At 33.7% G+C, this 15,980-nt stretch carries 16 protein-coding genes; 14 read left to right on the top strand and 2 right to left on the bottom strand.

What is annotated here, in order from left to right:
* Positions 1-70: 70 nt before the first annotated feature.
* The 3 genes from G7082_RS14225 (at position 71) to G7082_RS14215 (ending at position 3,155) form a co-directional block, all read left to right on the top strand.
* Entirely contained in the window at positions 71-820 is a 750-nt protein-coding gene (locus tag G7082_RS14225) for an ABC transporter ATP-binding protein (protein ID WP_166035859.1), read from the top strand.
* Positions 810-2,702, top strand: a complete 1,893-nt coding sequence (locus tag G7082_RS14220) for an ABC transporter permease (protein WP_166035858.1) — start codon at positions 810-812, stop codon at positions 2,700-2,702. The genes G7082_RS14225 and G7082_RS14220 overlap by 11 nt, the downstream gene beginning before the upstream one ends.
* Before the next feature lie 81 nt (positions 2,703-2,783).
* Positions 2,784-3,155 carry an MmcQ/YjbR family DNA-binding protein gene (locus tag G7082_RS14215; RefSeq protein ID WP_238842662.1) on the top strand — a complete coding sequence of 124 codons (372 nt, stop codon included), beginning with the start codon at positions 2,784-2,786 and terminating at the stop codon, positions 3,153-3,155.
* Between the two features lie 181 nt (positions 3,156-3,336).
* On the opposite strand, the gene proC is transcribed toward G7082_RS14215, so the two are convergent.
* On the bottom strand, positions 3,337-4,116 hold the full coding sequence (gene proC, locus G7082_RS14210; protein WP_166035857.1) for a pyrroline-5-carboxylate reductase: 780 nt from the start codon (positions 4,114-4,116) through the stop codon (positions 3,337-3,339).
* Between the two features lie 147 nt (positions 4,117-4,263).
* On the opposite strand from proC, the gene G7082_RS14205 reads away from it, so the two are divergent.
* The 7 genes from G7082_RS14205 (at position 4,264) to G7082_RS14175 (ending at position 12,582) form a co-directional block, all read left to right on the top strand.
* Positions 4,264-4,983 (top strand): ABC transporter ATP-binding protein, encoded by a 720-nt coding sequence (locus tag G7082_RS14205; RefSeq protein ID WP_166035856.1) that lies wholly within the window; start codon positions 4,264-4,266, stop codon positions 4,981-4,983.
* The gene (locus G7082_RS14200) at positions 4,976-6,604 is read left to right on the top strand and encodes a hypothetical protein (protein ID WP_166035855.1); all 1,629 of its coding nucleotides are present in this window, start codon (positions 4,976-4,978) and stop codon (positions 6,602-6,604) included. Before G7082_RS14205 ends, G7082_RS14200 begins: the two co-directional genes overlap by 8 nt.
* Before the next feature lie 322 nt (positions 6,605-6,926).
* The gene (thrS, locus tag G7082_RS14195; protein ID WP_166036110.1) at positions 6,927-8,864 is read left to right on the top strand and encodes a threonine--tRNA ligase; all 1,938 of its coding nucleotides are present in this window, start codon (positions 6,927-6,929) and stop codon (positions 8,862-8,864) included.
* A gap of 245 nt (positions 8,865-9,109) precedes the next feature.
* Positions 9,110-11,227: a penicillin-binding transpeptidase domain-containing protein gene (locus G7082_RS14190; protein WP_166035854.1), complete on the top strand. Its 2,118-nt coding sequence runs from the start codon at positions 9,110-9,112 to the stop codon at positions 11,225-11,227.
* Positions 11,228-11,342: 115 nt separating this feature from the next.
* Positions 11,343-11,492: a 50S ribosomal protein L33 gene (gene rpmG / locus G7082_RS14185; RefSeq protein ID WP_166035853.1), complete on the top strand. Its 150-nt coding sequence runs from the start codon at positions 11,343-11,345 to the stop codon at positions 11,490-11,492.
* Positions 11,493-11,666: 174 nt separating this feature from the next.
* Positions 11,667-12,107, top strand: a complete 441-nt coding sequence (locus tag G7082_RS14180) for a hypothetical protein (RefSeq protein ID WP_166035852.1) — start codon at positions 11,667-11,669, stop codon at positions 12,105-12,107.
* A gap of 31 nt (positions 12,108-12,138) precedes the next feature.
* Positions 12,139-12,582 (top strand): hypothetical protein, encoded by a 444-nt coding sequence (locus G7082_RS14175; protein ID WP_166035851.1) that lies wholly within the window; start codon positions 12,139-12,141, stop codon positions 12,580-12,582.
* Between the two features lie 48 nt (positions 12,583-12,630).
* Here G7082_RS14175 and G7082_RS14170 read toward each other — a convergent pair whose 3' ends face one another.
* The gene (locus G7082_RS14170; protein WP_166035850.1) at positions 12,631-13,008 is read right to left on the bottom strand and encodes a hypothetical protein; all 378 of its coding nucleotides are present in this window, start codon (positions 13,006-13,008) and stop codon (positions 12,631-12,633) included.
* Positions 13,009-13,430: 422 nt separating this feature from the next.
* Between G7082_RS14170 and G7082_RS14165 the strand changes: the two genes are divergently transcribed.
* The 4 genes from G7082_RS14165 (at position 13,431) to G7082_RS14150 (ending at position 15,978) form a co-directional block, all read left to right on the top strand.
* Positions 13,431-13,988, top strand: coding sequence for a 5-formyltetrahydrofolate cyclo-ligase (locus G7082_RS14165; protein WP_166035849.1), 558 nt, complete (start codon positions 13,431-13,433; stop codon positions 13,986-13,988).
* On the top strand, positions 13,985-14,707 hold the full coding sequence (locus G7082_RS14160; RefSeq protein WP_166035848.1) for a rhomboid family intramembrane serine protease: 723 nt from the start codon (positions 13,985-13,987) through the stop codon (positions 14,705-14,707). Before G7082_RS14165 ends, G7082_RS14160 begins: the two co-directional genes overlap by 4 nt.
* A 99-nt stretch (positions 14,708-14,806) precedes the next feature.
* Entirely contained in the window at positions 14,807-15,019 is a 213-nt protein-coding gene (locus G7082_RS14155; RefSeq protein ID WP_166035847.1) for a YqgQ family protein, read from the top strand.
* A complete protein-coding gene (locus tag G7082_RS14150; protein ID WP_166035846.1) occupies positions 15,016-15,978 on the top strand; it encodes an ROK family glucokinase in 963 nt (320 codons plus the stop codon). Before G7082_RS14155 ends, G7082_RS14150 begins: the two co-directional genes overlap by 4 nt.
* Positions 15,979-15,980: the final 2 nt, after the last annotated feature.

Genomic DNA, 15,980 nt, shown 5'->3' with positions numbered 1-15,980 from the left:
ATTAGATGTTCTAAACCCCCTATTTCCATTAGACTAAGGTCAAGATAATTAATTGAAAGAGGGAGAAATCATGTTAAAAATAAATAATGTAACAAAAACTTATGGAGATAGCGTAAAGTACCAAGCATTAAAAGGAATTGATTTAGAAGTTAAAAAAGGAGAATTCGTTGGTGTTATGGGTCCTTCAGGAAGTGGTAAATCAACGTTACTTAACTTAATTGGAACCATTGATAAACCAACATCAGGGAGTATTACTTTAGATGGTTCTGAACCTGCTAAATTAAATCAAGAAGAGCTTGCTAAATTCAGAAGAAATCAATTAGGGTTTGTTTTCCAAAGTTTTAATTTAATGCCAACTTTAACCGTTGAGGAAAATATTGTTTTACCTTTAACATTAGACGGGGAAAAAGTGAGCGTGATGAAAAAAGCGTTATACGAAGTAGCTGTCACTTTAGGGATTGAAAGTTTACTTAAAAAAAGAATTGCCACTATTTCAGGTGGACAAGCTCAACGTGTGGCAATTGCTCGTGCCATGATTCATCAACCTAAATTAGTATTAGCAGATGAACCCACAGGAAACTTAGATACAAAATCATCAAGAGATGTGATGGGCTTATTATCACGCTTAAATCAAGAAGAAGAGTCAACGATTTTAATGGTAACTCACGATCCATTTGCAGCAAGTTACTGTGAGAAAATTATCTTTATTAAAGATGGGGAATTAGTTCAAGAAATTTATAACAACGGCAATCGTCGTGAGTTTTATGATGTGATTTTAGAAAACTTAAGACAGTTAGAAGGTGACGTAGATGAGATTTAAGGAGTTTGTCTTTAAAAATACGATTCGAAATAAGAGTCTTTATATGGCGTATTTCTTTAGTACCTTAACGACTGTTATGACTTTCTTTACCTTTGCAGTCTTTGCTTTTCATCCAAAATTAAATGGTGATCTTCATATGGCTGTCAAAGCTGGGATGATTACGTCTAGTGTGATTATCTACATTTTTTCTTTCTTTTATGTATTGTACTCAATGGATATTTTCCTCCAATCTCGTAAGAAAGAATTTGGTTTGTTGCTCATTCAAGGGATGTCACCTAAACAATTAAGGAAAATGGTTTTCCAAGAAAATACAATCGTTGGTTTTCTTTCAACTGTTGTCGGAACGTTTGTGGGAATTTTCTTTTCACAATTAATTTTATGGTTAAGTAAAATCACCATGCGTGTTGATTTAGGTTTTTATTTTCCAGTAAAAGCAATTGCTGTAACTTTTGTTTCTTTTATTTTACTTTTCATGATTATATCATTCTTCATCCAATTTAAAATACCAAAAATGGACGTTCAAGAATTATTAAAGAGCCAAGATATGGGTAAAGGTGAAGTGAAAGCGTCTGCGATTAAATCAATTTTAGCGATTGTTTTAATTGGTGTAGGTTACGCCGTTGCTTTAATGGTTCAAGGTATGCAGGTTGTTATGGCCATGGTACCAGTTATCATTTTAGTCATTTTAGGAACACGTTTCTTATTTAATCAATTAAGTGTTTTTGTTGTTAACGCCCTTAAAAAAAATGAAAATCGTTTCTGGAAAAAAACAAATATGTTAGTTTTTTCTGATTTAAGTTTTAGAATGAAAGACAATGCCCGTTCATTCTTCTTAGTTGCAGTCATTACAACTGTTGCATTTTCTGCGATTGGAACATTGACTGGTTTTAAAGAAATGACGTTAAGTGGTATTAATTCAATGCCATATGATTACTCAATAACAGAAAATCCAGAACAAGCGGATAAAACAGAAGAACACGTTTCAATTATTAATGAAACATTGAAAAAAAATGAGGTGAAAGCTGACGAGTATCAAGTCACACCTTTATCAGTTCCTAATTCAGTCGGTCAAGAAACGATACCAAGTGTTTTAAAAGTTTCTCAATACAATGAGATTGCTAAAAAAATTGGTGAAAAAGAATTAACAGTTGATGACAAGTCAGCAGTCTCTCTGAAAGATTTAAGTGCTCCCGATGCTGAAATGCTGACAGGTCAAAAGAGTGATAGACCAACAGAATTTACAATGAGTGAATCACAAAAATTAAGTATCACACAAGTCGAAGTGAAACAAGCTGTATGGCCAACGTATAGTGGAACTTATGTTGTATCCGATACTAACTTTGATAAATTAAAAGAGAACAACAAAATGACTGTCATGCATGCATGGTTAGTTAACGAAGGTAGTTTTGAACAACAAAAACAAGCAGGTGACGCTTTAGGTAAGAATAAAGCCTTTGAGAGAGTTGATGCTAAAGCAAGTACGATCCAAATGATTACAGATTCTTATGCACCAATATTATTTATCGGCTTCTTTATCGGAATTATCTTCTTCATCTCAGCCGGAAGTTTCCTTTACTTCAGATTATACAGTGATATGGCTGTTGACATTGAGAAATTCAGCATGATTCATAAATTAGGTTTTAGTAAAAAAGAAATGAAAAAAGTGGTGTATCAACAAGTTGGCATTTTATTCTTTACGCCCATTGTTGTGTCATGTATTCACGGAGCAGTCGCTCTAACAGCGATGTATGCCTTGTTTGGCAAAGGACTACAAATAACAGCACTTTATGTTCTAGGTGCCTTTATTGTTATTCAAATTGTGTATTACTTAATCGCAAGAGTTTTCTATTTCAACAAATTATATCGTTCAGTAGCAAGTTAACTTATAGAATGATCGTCAATAGCTCTCAAGCTGTTAGGCGGTCATTTTTTTGTTATAATCAATTTTATAAGGAGTGATCACATGATAACAGAACGAATGAAAAGATTTGAAGAGTTTGGTAATCAATTGCCTCACGGGAAGGTGTATTACCGTGAAGATTGGGACTGTATTTATTTTGATTTACTAGGTAAACAATTTGGGATGATGTCAAAAAATGCTGATGAAGACTCGTTGATTACGTTAAAAGGTGAGCCAGAGGTTAATGAAGTTTTGAGAGAAACTTATGAGGACGTTGTTCCTGGCTATTACGCGAATAAAAAGCATTGGAATTCTATTTATTTGAAATCCACAGAAATCAGTGATGAAGAGATTAAAAGAATGATTCAGACTTCGTATGAGTTAGTATGGAAGAAATTACCGGCTAAGGTGAGGAAAGAATTGTCTGAGCAGTAAAATAGTGGAAAAGGCGTTTGACTCCAATTGCTTGGAGCTAAACGCCTTTTTCATCACTCTGTGTAGTCTGGATTCAAAAGGCAGCTCCTGCGGCAATTTCGAAAAATAAAATTAATTCAAAGAGCACGAATTATTTTTATTTTCCTCCAATTGCTTGGAGCTAAGCGCCTTTTTCATCACGCTAGTTCATAATTGTATCTATCGCATTAATCGTGGCGTATCTAAAGCCTTCTTTTTCGAGGGCTGTGATGCCTTTGATGGTTGTCCCTCCTGGTGAGGTTACGCCGTCTTTTAGTTCTCCTGGGTGTTTGCCTGTTTCTAGTAAAAGGTTGGCTGAGCTTGCGACCATTTTGGCGGCTACGTGGTAAGCCATGTCTCGGTCCATACCGTTAAGGACAGCACCGTCACTTAAAGCTTCCATGAAGACATCCACAAAAGCAGGGCCACAGCCAGCTAATGTACCAAAAATCCCGATTTTATCTTCGGTTATTTCTACTAATTCTCCTAAGTAATTGAAACTAGTCTGAATGAGTTCTTTACTTTCAGATGCTATATTCTCGGCATATACAATACCAGTAATACCTTGATTGATTTGAACCGGTGTATTTGGAATTGCTTGAGCTAAAGGATAAGATCCTCCCATGACAGCTTGCATTTCTTTCACTGAGACACCCGCTGAAACTGAAACAATCGGAATGACTTTATCTTGTAATGTTTCTTTTAATTCTTTCAAAATAGATAAAATTAAAGGTGTATTCACAGCAAGAAAAATAATATCTTGTTCTAAAAAAGCTTGATTATCATTGGTTAATTTAAATTGTAGTTCCTCTTGAAGTGTTTGAGCAGTGCCACGTCGTCCACCTCTAACGAGTAAGTCATTAGGTGATATAGCCTCAGAACGCAACCATCCCTTGATCATAGCACTCCCCATATGGCCTGCGCCAAAAATTCCAATATTCATAAAAAATTCCTCCTTGTATATTTCTGCTCTTATTATAAAATAAAAGAGTTACTAAATATAGGTTTTGTTCTTAAAGATAGAAAAGATAATCTATATTAGGTATACTTATTTTTATATAATAACAAGTAGTATTTTTGGAGGGAAAGAATGAAATTAATTATAGATAATCTTGAAAAGGATTTCAAAGAGAAAAAAGTGATAGATCAAGCTTCCTTTGAATTCAAAAAGGGAAAAATCTACGGATTATTAGGCCGTAATGGGGCAGGTAAAACAACGTTGTTTAACTGTATTTCTAAAGATATAAACTATGATTCTGGTAATATTTTTTTAGAGGATGAGACAGAAAATAAAGCATATAAAGAAACAGACATTGGTTTAGTTCATGCAACACCTAATGTCCCTGATTTTATGACAGGTTACGAGTTTATCAAATTTTTCATTGATATGAATGCCCATCAAATGAAAAATATTCGAACACCTGATTCGTATCTTTCAAAAGTGGGAATCAAAAAAGAAGACCGTCATCGTTTGATGAAGGAATATTCTCATGGAATGAAAAATAAAGTACAGATGATCGCAACCATGATGATTCAACCACCTGTGTTACTCTTAGATGAACCTTTAACATCTTTTGATGTGGTAGCAGCTCATGAGATGAAAGAACTGATTCTTTCTATGAAATCAGAATCAGTGGTAATATTCTCCACACATATTTTACAGCTAGCTCAAGATTTATGTGATGAAATCGTGTTACTGCATAACGGTAAATTAAGAGGCATCCCAGCAAGTTCAATTCATGACGCTGACTTCGAAGAAGAAATCGTTCGTTTGTTATCTGAAGAAGACGGCGGAATCAGCAATGAATGAAATCAAAGAACTCTTTAAATTAGAATGGAAGTACCGAAATTTTAAGGCGATTTTATTTGCGAATGGTTTGATTTATTATTTAGGACGAATTCCATTAGTTGGAAAAATCATTCCAACAACCATGTTATATCGTGAATACAATATAAAGAAATTTATTGCATTGTTTAAACTTATCATCGCTTTATTTGTTTCTTTTGGGATATATGGTATTCCTTTTGTTTTAAGCTTTTTTATAAGTAAGGGAATAAACTCAGGATTGAATCAGGATATTTCAATTTTTACGGTTTGGTTCATTATTTTTGTGGGAATCGGTTGTTGCATTGGCTATCTTTTTCCAATACTGCAACAACAAGAAGTTCGTTTTATCGCTAATTTTAGAATATCTAAAGAACAATATATCAAGCGAACGGCAATTCTAAATATTATAAAAAGTACAGTGTATGGTTTACCTAGTATTGTGATTATCGGGTTGATAGAGAAAAATTTAGGCTTATATTTATTAATTGGGATCTTTTCAGAAATCAGCTTATCATTATTTTGGTCAGTTATTAATTTACGTATGACACTGTTTAAAAGGCGATTCGCTTCAAAAGCCATCCTTTGTTTAAGTTATATTGCCTTAACTTTTATTGGATTATTTGCACTACATCAAACTGATCAAGTTCATTTAGTTGAACGTCTGACGATTAACTGGTTAACAGCTTTTATTTGGGTGATTTTAAGTTTTCCTTTGTTCTATTTGTACGTTAGATTTAACCGCTTTGAAGAGTATGCAAGACAAATATTTGAATCTTCAGAAACAGTGATTGATCACTCAGATAAACAGAAAAAAGATAATAATTATTATTTAGGAGAAGGTCAGAAAACAAAACTTGAAAAAAATGAGAGTGATAAAAATCTAGCTAAATACACAGGTAGTAAGTATTTAAATGCCTTATTATTCAACCGATTTAAAACAACTTTACGTAAGCAACTTTTTATAAGGTTGGTTGGCATATCTGTTGTGATGCTAAGTGTTGTTGTTGCAAGTCAAGTATTTCCTATTCAAATTAAAGGAGATAAACTAGAAGAAATTCTTTACAATATGATTCCTGTCATGTTTTTTATCCTATATTTATTATCCTTTGGAAAGAAAATGGTGCAAACACTGTTTGTCAATTGTGACTATTCTATGCTGGCGTATCCTTTTTATAGAGAATCAAAGGCAATTGTCAGTGGTTTTTTCTACCGTTTCTTTAAAATTTTTTACTATAATGGGCTTATCTCACTAGCAATTTATGGATGGGTTGTGATTTTTAATGTGGTTAATCAGCACTTTTTAAGCCTATCATTTATGTTACTTTTATTGTTCGTAATGACGAGTTTAACTATTTTGTTTTCCTTCCATGAATTATTTGTTTATTATATTCTACAACCCTTTACTAGTGATTTTCAGGTGAAGAATCCTGTCTACAAAGTAGTAGATGGTGTGTTCTACGGATTATCTTACTTGAGTTTACAATTAAAATCAGTCGGTTTAATGTATGGGATGATAGTTTCAGGCATTTCTATTCTTTACTTTATAATCGGGATGTTGGTGATTGTTAGATTTGCACCTAAAACATTTAAATTAAAAAATTAGACATTTCAACTTGATAAAATTTAGAAAAAGTGTTTAAATATGGATAACATTAATAATATAGATTGATGCGAAAGACACCGATGATTGAAAACTGTTTGTTAGGGAGGGAAACCTAGACTGAAAGTTTCCTAAACAAGTCCAATGATTGACCACTTTCAAGAGCTTAGTCGAAACTAAGCCGGTCGTACCGTTATCACGTTCGAGAAGAATCAGCTTATTTAGTGATTCAACAGTTAGGTGGAACCACGTTAATTCGTCCTATTAAGCTATATGCTTAATAGGGCTTTTTTTATTTCAAAAAATAGGAGGAAACAAGATGTCAATGATTAAAATTACATTCCCAGATGGCGCAGTGAAAGAATTTGAGGCGAAGTCGACAACATATGATATTGCAAAAACAATTAGTAATAGTTTGGCTAAAAAAGCATTAGCAGGAAAATTAAATGGTGAGTTAATCGATTTAAACCGTGAGATTGAAGAGGACGGTTCTTTAGAAATCGTGTCACCAGGACATGATGATGCGCTTCAAATCCTACGTCACTCAACAGCCCATTTAATGGCAAATGCTGTGAGACGTTTATACCCAAATATTCATTTTGGTGTAGGTCCAGCAATCGACAACGGCTTCTATTACGACACTGACAATGAAGGTCAAGCGGTCTCAGAAGAAGATTTAGTTAAGATTGAAGAAGAAATGATGAAGATTGTTAAAGAAAATAACCCAATCCTTAGAAAAGAAGTCTCAAAAGAAGAAGCTTTAGAAATTTTTAAAGGGGATCCTTACAAAGAAGAGTTAATCAACGACCTTCCAGCAGACGAAACAATCACTGTTTATGACCAAGGTGATTTTGTTGATTTATGTCGCGGGGTTCATGTTCCTTCAACAGGACGCATTCAAGTTTTCAAGTTATTATCAGTAGCTGGTGCTTATTGGAGAGGTAACTCAGACAATAAAATGATGCAACGTGTTTACGGAACAGCCTTTTTTGATAAAAAAGAATTAAAAGAATACTTAAAAATGCGTGAAGAAGCCAAAGAACGTGACCACCGTAAATTAGGTAAAGAACTTGATTTATTCATGGTTAACCCTGATGTAGGTTCTGGTCTGCCATTCTGGTTACCAAAAGGTGCGACTATTCGCCGTGTCGTTGAACGCTACATCGTGGATAAAGAAATTAGTTTAGGTTACCAACATGTATACACTCCGATTATGGCAGATGTAGAAATGTACAAACGTTCAGGTCATTGGGATCACTATCATGAAGACATGTTCCCACCAATGGATATGGGTGACGGCGAGATGTTAGTGTTACGTCCAATGAACTGTCCACATCACATGATGGTTTATAAAAATGATATCCATAGCTACCGTGAATTACCAATTCGTATTGCTGAACTTGGTATGATGCACCGTTACGAAAAATCTGGGGCGTTATCTGGTTTAGCTCGTGTTCGTGAAATGACTTTAAATGATGGTCATACATTTGTTCGTCCTGATCAAATTAAAGATGAGTTTATGAGAACACTTGACTTAATGGTTAAAGTATACGAAGACTTTAACATCGATAACTATCGTTTGCGTTTAAGTTTACGTGACCCTAAAAATACTGAAAAATACTTTGATGATGATGAAATGTGGGAAAAAGCAGAAACAACATTACGTGCTGCCTTAGTTGAAGCTGGCGTTGAATTCTTCGAAGCAGAAGGAGAAGCAGCCTTCTACGGACCTAAGATGGACGTTCAAATTAAAACAGCTTTAGGAACAGAAGAAACATTGTCTACTATTCAATTAGACTTCCTATTACCAGAGCGTTTTGATTTAACTTACGTGGGTGAAGATGGGGAAAATAATCACCGTCCAGTAGTTATTCACCGTGGTATCGTGTCTACAATGGAACGTTTTGTAGCTCACTTAACTGAAGTTCATAAAGGAGCATTCCCAACTTGGTTAGCACCAGTTCAAGGAACAATCATTCCTGTAAACTTAGATTTACATAGTGATTATGCTTTTGAAATCAAAGAAAAATTAGATATGCATGGTTTGCGTTTTGAAGTGGATACTCGTAATGAAAAAATGGGTTACAAGATTCGTGAATCTCAAACTCAAAAAGTACCATATCAAATTGTGGTTGGAGATAAAGAATTAGAAAACGGTGGCGTAAATATTCGTCGTTACGGAAGCAAAGAAACAAGTGAGATGAACGTTGATATGTTTGTTGAATCAGTTGTCGCTGACGTGAAAAACTATAGCCGTAAATAATGAATTATGAAGAGTTAAAGCATAAGTTTGAAACTTGTGTTTTAGCTCTTTTTTTAATGATTTTTAAATTATAAAAATTTATGAAAAGAAAGTGAATTTCATTGAAAAACAAGGGAAAGCATGAGATACTCAATAATGAGTTTTTAGAATAAGAATTCGTTAAATTTCAGAAATTATTAAGAAATTTAATCAGATAAAAGTGTAAAATATAATTAATTGTGATTTCGAAAGGACTTTTTATATAAATGAGAAATAATAAAACACCATGGCGTCCCTTTTCAAAGAAAAATAAAGCAGAACAAGATACAAAAAAATCCCACGTTCCATTTAGATTGGATTTTCTTTTCTTTATCGTCTTTCTTTTATTTACCGCATTAGTAGTTAGACTTTCTTACCTTCAAATCAATAAGCACGATGAATTTGCTGAAATTGTCGAAAAAGGTCAAAAAAGTATTATAGAAGAGAATGCTCCTCGTGGTTATATCTATGATGCCAAAGGAAAAGTATTAGTAGGAAATAAAGCAAATCAAGCCATTCTTTTTACAAGAAGTACGGGCATGACAGCTGAAGAGATAAAAAAAATAAGCAAGCAAATCGTCGATTTAATTGCGATTGAGCCAGAAAAATTATCTGAGCGAGATAAAAAAGATTATATTTTGTCAGATCCCAAAGAATTAAAAAAAGCAGAAGGTAAATTAACGGTTTCAGATAAATTAAATACAAAGGGCGAGCAATTATCATCAAGTGATCTGTATAAGAAAACTTTAGATAAAGTTGATGTTAAAGACTATGAATTCACAAAAGAAGACGAGAAGATTGCCACAGTCTTTAAAAAAATCAATAGTGCTTATGCCTTACAACCAGTTACCGTTAAAAATAAAGATGTAACACCAGAAGAAATTGCGGTTGTCGGAGAAAATACGGCAACAATTCCTGGTCTTTCAGCAGGAACAGATTGGGAAAGAGAATATCCTGAAAAAGATCAAATTAGATCGATTCTAGGTACTGTTTCGACTGAGAAACAAGGTTTACCAGAAGAAAAAGCAGAAGAGTACCTTAAAAAAGGTTATAAAATCAATGACCGTGTTGGTTTGAGTTATTTAGAAGAATCTTACGAAAATGACTTAAAAGGTAAACGTGGTGAGTCTGAGATTACTACAGATAAAAACCAAAAAATTACTTCTAAAAAAGAAGTCAAACCGGGTGAAAAAGGGGACAACCTTGTTTTAACCATTGATTTAGAATTCCAGAAAAAAGTCGAAGAAATATTAGAAAGTAATTATCAAAGTTTGATCAATTCTGGTAAAGCACAATATTCAGATGGTGCTTATGTCGTTGTAACTGAACCGTCAACCGGAAATGTATTATCCATGGTTGGTTTAAATAAAGATCCTGAAACAGGTGAACTAGTCGATGATGCGTTAGGAACATATAAAAAAGCTTACGAACCAGGATCATCAATCAAGGCAGCAACGATTATGTCAGGGTATGAAAATGGCATTATCAGTGGAAATGAAACAATGATTGATGAACCTTTAGTCTTTGAAGGCGGTCAAACAAAATCATCATTATTCAATCAGTACGGTTCTTATCCACTTACAACAGTGCAAGCACTAGAAGTATCTTCCAACGTTTACATGATGAAGATTGCATTAGGCATGATGGATGCAACATATACACCTAATATGTCATTACCGTTTAGAACAGATGTTTATAATACTTTAAGAAAAACCTACGAAGAGTTTGGTTTAGGAATTCCAACAGAAATTGATTTACCAAGTGAGGAAACTGGAATTGTGAGAACAAACTATAAAGATAAAAACGGTAATTATTTACCAGGTGTTATGGGTAATTTACTTGATTTATCTTTTGGTAACTACGATACTTATACACCAATGCAGTTAAACCAATATGTGGCAACTGTTGCTAATGGAGGAACTAGGGTCGCGCCTCACGTTGTAAAAGGGGTGTATGGCAACGATAACTCAGGTAACTTAGGTGAAGTTAAAAAAGAAATTAAACCTAAAACATTGAACAAAATTGAAGGTAAAGAATCTGAATTTGATATTATTCATCAAGGAATGGTTCAAGTAGTTAATGGACCTATGGGAACGGCTCACGGGGCCCAAGGAGCAAGTTTACCAATTGCAGCTAAAACAGGGACAGCCGAAACATTTGCTGTGAATCCTACAAACAATAATGTAGAAACAGTGATTAATAGTACAATTGTTGGTTTTGCACCTTATGATAATCCACAAATTGCTGTTAGTGTAGTTCTTCCGAAAATTAAGGATGATAAAGATGCTACTAATGTGGCTATCCTGAAACAAGTGGTGAATGCTTATGCTGAAACGCATCAATAATTTTTGTAAAGGGAAACTCCTTTACAAAAAGCTTGAAATTTAGAAAAAGTCATGGTATTATATTTGAGTGTCAAGTAAAGGTACTTGAATTATATAATTATTGGAGGAAATAATCATGCGTATAAATATCACTTTAGAATGTACTGAATGTAAAGAAAGAAACTATCTTTCAAATAAAAACAAACGTAACAACCCTGATCGTTTAGAAGTTAAAAAATATTGTCCACGTGAACGTAAAGTTACTTTACACCGTGAAACAAAATAATAGTTAATAACTATGAGCTAGCAACCTTATTAAGTGAGGTTGCTAGCTTTTTAATTTAGAATATAAATTAACATTTTAAATAAAAATACACATTATAAAAGGATGGATGTTCTTTAATGTATACAAGTTATGCTATTATTAGTTTAACAAATGTTATCATGGAGGTGAGTTTTTTTGAATAAGAAAGCTAAGTTAAATAAATATATCAGTGCAGTCATTATATTGGTTCTCTTATACTTATCCAATTTAATTGTAGGTGGTTTGCTAGTTAAAATCTTAGTCATAGGTATAGCGGACTTATTTGGAGAAATGATGGTACCTATGATACTGTTACCTGGAATCTTATCAAGTGCGTTGATATATGTTGTTTGTTTTAAAACTTCTTTGATTAAACAAATGGCTATTCCAACTAAGAAATTAAGAACTTATCTAATGATTCAAGGAACAATAATGCTGTTTATAGAACCAGTTGCTCTGTTCATAGCATTAATATCAACAGGTAATACTGGTTCAGGAATGAAAGAAATGGTAGTAGCATTTAGCTATGTTTGGTTTCCCGTGAATATAATTGTGTGGGTATTTTTTGTATTATCTTTGATATCTGGAGAAGAGTAATTTGCAGAGTTAAGAGATGGGGGTTAAACTAATGAAAGGAGTGTTTCTTGTGAAGAAAAAAGTAACAATCACCTTAAGCATTGTTTTAGCCATAACGATTTTTTTAATTTATTCAGCGGCAGTAACTGGTACTGAACATTTTCCTTTTTCAGATGATGAGAGTTCAAGTGAGATGATTATCTATACAAAAGGTGCCAATGTTTTTAAAGTCATTAATAAAGTTGAAATGATCTACTATGATACATATATTGATGATCAGGTAGAAGGTTCTGAGGAGTTACCTGGCTATTCAATGAAAGAAAAAGGTGACGATGTTGTGGTTACCTTAATCCCAGGCAAAATGACCATTGAAAGTTGGAGTGAGTTAGTTGGTTATGATTTATCGGAGTATGTGGATGAAGCAGATGTGAAACCTCACGTAATTAAATACAACGAGTTTATGATACTGGCGAAAGAACTAGGTTTAATCGAGTAAAAAAGAGAAAGACAATGACAAAAGTCATCATCTTTCTCTTTTTACTATTTAATTTAAAAATTCAATTTCTTCTTCTGGTTGCTCGTTTTGTTTCATTGCTTTTAAGCTAGCGACATTTTCAAAATGTCTGATGGAAAGTTCGATCAAGTAATTGAGGAAGAAAGCAAGAACTACCCCGAATACTAAAATAAATAAAAGAATTGAGTTATCTAAAACAGGTGAAGCTGATGGTGATAGGCTCTCTGTGAAAGGCTTTTCGTTCTCGGACATCATATTTATTAATTCTCTACGCTGACTCATATTGATATAAAGTTTTGTTGTTATCAGTAAGAGACTAGTTATACTGAAAGAAAAAATGATTCTATTCAATAATCGTATGTTGCGAACTAATTTAGTATTTTCAGTAGGTAAAAATTTATTTTTCATCTTAAACAACTCCTTTTCTTTTAGTGTATCATAAAATAGGAGTTTGGACCAAAATAACTCTATAATTGACGATAGCCATCCTTATCTGCTTGATAAGAATGGCTATCTGATTAATTTTTTATTTATATCTAAAGTGTGGCGATTACTATTGCTTAATTTCTAAAATATTTCTCGTCTAAGTGGTGTAGTCCCAACCTCTAAAACACCGATGTAGCTCTCAAGCTACGCCTCTTCGTAAATAAACTTCTTTAAAACATATTTCAATCTTGCATATAAATATAACTAATGTGAGATATATCATAGCATGTCTGTTCAGTAAATGCAAATGCCCTTATGAAAAACTTTAGATTTTGTTTTGTCATAGCTCATAAATTGAGTATAATGATAGTAATTCGAAAAAAATCAAGACAGGAGGTTTCTTCATGAAAAAAGAAATTCGAAAAAAAGTACTACATGATTTAAAAGAATTAAGTAAACGTTCTGTGGAAAAGAAACAAATAGAAGAAAATATTTTAAATCAATTATTTCAAACGAAAGCTTGGCAAGAGGCTAGTGTGATTGGAACAACTCTCGCAATGGATAAAGAATTTAATACATTGCCACTAATCAAACAAGCGATTGAAGAAGGGAAAACTATCTGTGTTCCTAAAACATTTGGTTTAGGTAAGATGGATTTTTACTATTATGATTTGGAAGAACCTTTAGAAGAAACCAATTTTGGTGTCCTAGAGCCAACAAATAATCAAAAGTTCGAAAAGGAACAAATCGATTTGTTAATTGTGCCAGGGGTGGCTTTTTCTAAAGAAGGGTATCGTGTTGGTTTTGGTGGTGGTTTTTATGATCGTTACTTACCTGATTTTAAAGGGCAGACCTATAGCTTAGTTTTTAAAGAACAAACAGGATATGATTGGCAGCCAAGTCAATATGATATTCCTGTCAAAGAAATGATTACAGCAACTACAACAGGGGGAAGTCGATGAATCAATTGTCAGATACATGGAACAAAATAAAAAGAGGACCATACATGGTGTACTTGTTTTTAACCATACAAATTGTGGTTTATCTTTTAATGGAGATTTTTGGGGCTAGATTCGGGGTTTTTAGCGGATCAGAAAATCCTTATATCCTAACCTTATTTGGAGCTATGTCGCCTCAATTAATCGTTGAAAACCACGAATATTGGCGTTTTGTAACCCCAATCTTCGTCCACATAGGATTAACTCATATCGCGATAAACTCCTTAACTTTATATTTTGCGGGAAGATTGTTAGAACCGATTATCGGTCATCTACGTTTCTTCTTTCTATATATGATGAGTGGGATTATCGGTAATTTATTAAGTTTTGCATTTAATAACTCAGGTGGTGTTTCTGCTGGGGCAAGTACGTCAATCTTTGGGATGTTTGCAGCCTTCATTGTTTTAGGGCGAATCTATAGTTATCATCCGATGATTCGTCAAATGTCACAAACAATGACTATGTTGATTATTATGAACCTAGTGATGAATCTATTTTCAACAGGGGTGGATATGTTTGGACATATGGGCGGTGCACTTGGCGGATTGTTAATAATGGTGGTTATCGGTGTGCCTAAAAATCATTTGCAAAACAAAATGAATGTTCACCAACGAATTGCTACTGGGATTTTTACCGTCTTTCTAATCGGATTTTGTCTGTTTTATGGCTTTTCCAAATTTTAAAATACTAAAGTGATGAAAAGTTGGTAAGATTGACCAAAAATGAGAAAAGCGACTATGATTTTAAATTTGTTATCTGTATAATGATATGGGAGCGTTAATATGAGAACAATGTATGATGTACAACAACTATTAAAGAGATTTGGTGCATATATTTACGTAGGTAACCGCTTATGGGATATCGAATTAATGATGATTGAACTTAAGAAAATATATGACAACGAATTGATTGAAAGAAATGATTATATTAATGCCATGATGATCTTAAAAAGAGAACATCGTCTAGAAACAGACTATCAGGAGGGGCTACAGTGAGTAAGAAATTAATTGGTATTGATTTAGGAGGCACAACAGCAAAATTTGCAATCCTAACAGAATCAGGTGATATCCAACAAAAATGGAGTATCGAAACAAACATTAACGATGAGGGAACACATATCGTTCCAGAAATTATCGCGTCTATAAAACACCGTTTAGAATTATACGGCATGACTTCAGAAGACTTTATCGGAATCGGTATGGGAACGCCTGGAACAGTAAATCGTGAATTAGGAACAGTTATTGGAGCTTACAATTTAAACTGGAAAACACTTCAAGAAATTAAAAAACCGGTGGAAGCAGCACTTAATATTCCGTTTGCCATTGATAATGATGCCAATGTGGCAGCTTTAGGTGAGAGATGGAAAGGTGCTGGGGAAAATTCTCCAGAAGTAACTTTCATGACTCTTGGAACAGGTGTTGGTGGCGGTATTATCGCTGAAGGTAACCTTTTACATGGTGTTAACGGAGCAGCTGGTGAGATTGGTCATATTACAGTTGAACCAAACGGCTTTGAATGTACATGTGGTAAAAAAGGTTGTTTAGAAACCGTCGCTAGTGCAACAGGTGTGGTAAAATTAGCTCGTTTTATGTCTGAAGAATACTCAGGAAACTCTGAATTGAAATACAAAATTGATGATGGGCAAACGGTCACAAGTAAGGACGTTTTTGATGCAGCTAAAGAAGGTGATGACTTTGCTTTATTAGTTGTTGACAAAGTTTGTTTCTATTTAGGCCTTGCATGTGGTAATATTGGTAATATGTTAAATCCAAGCGACATTGTCATTGGTGGTGGCGTTTCAGCTGCTGGCGACTTTTTACTTGAAAGAATCCAAACTTATTTTGAACAATTTACTTTCCCACAAGTTAGAGAAAGTACTAAAATTAAATTGGCTATTTTAGGTAATGAAGCTGGTGTGATTGGAGCTGCTTCTTTAGCATTGCAGTTTAAATAAGA

Source organism: Vagococcus hydrophili (genome assembly GCF_011304195.1).
GTDB classification, from domain to species: Bacteria; Bacillota; Bacilli; order Lactobacillales; family Vagococcaceae; genus Vagococcus; species Vagococcus hydrophili.
The sequence above is the reverse complement of the archived record's forward strand: the minus strand, read 5'-3'. Positions and strand labels throughout refer to the sequence as shown.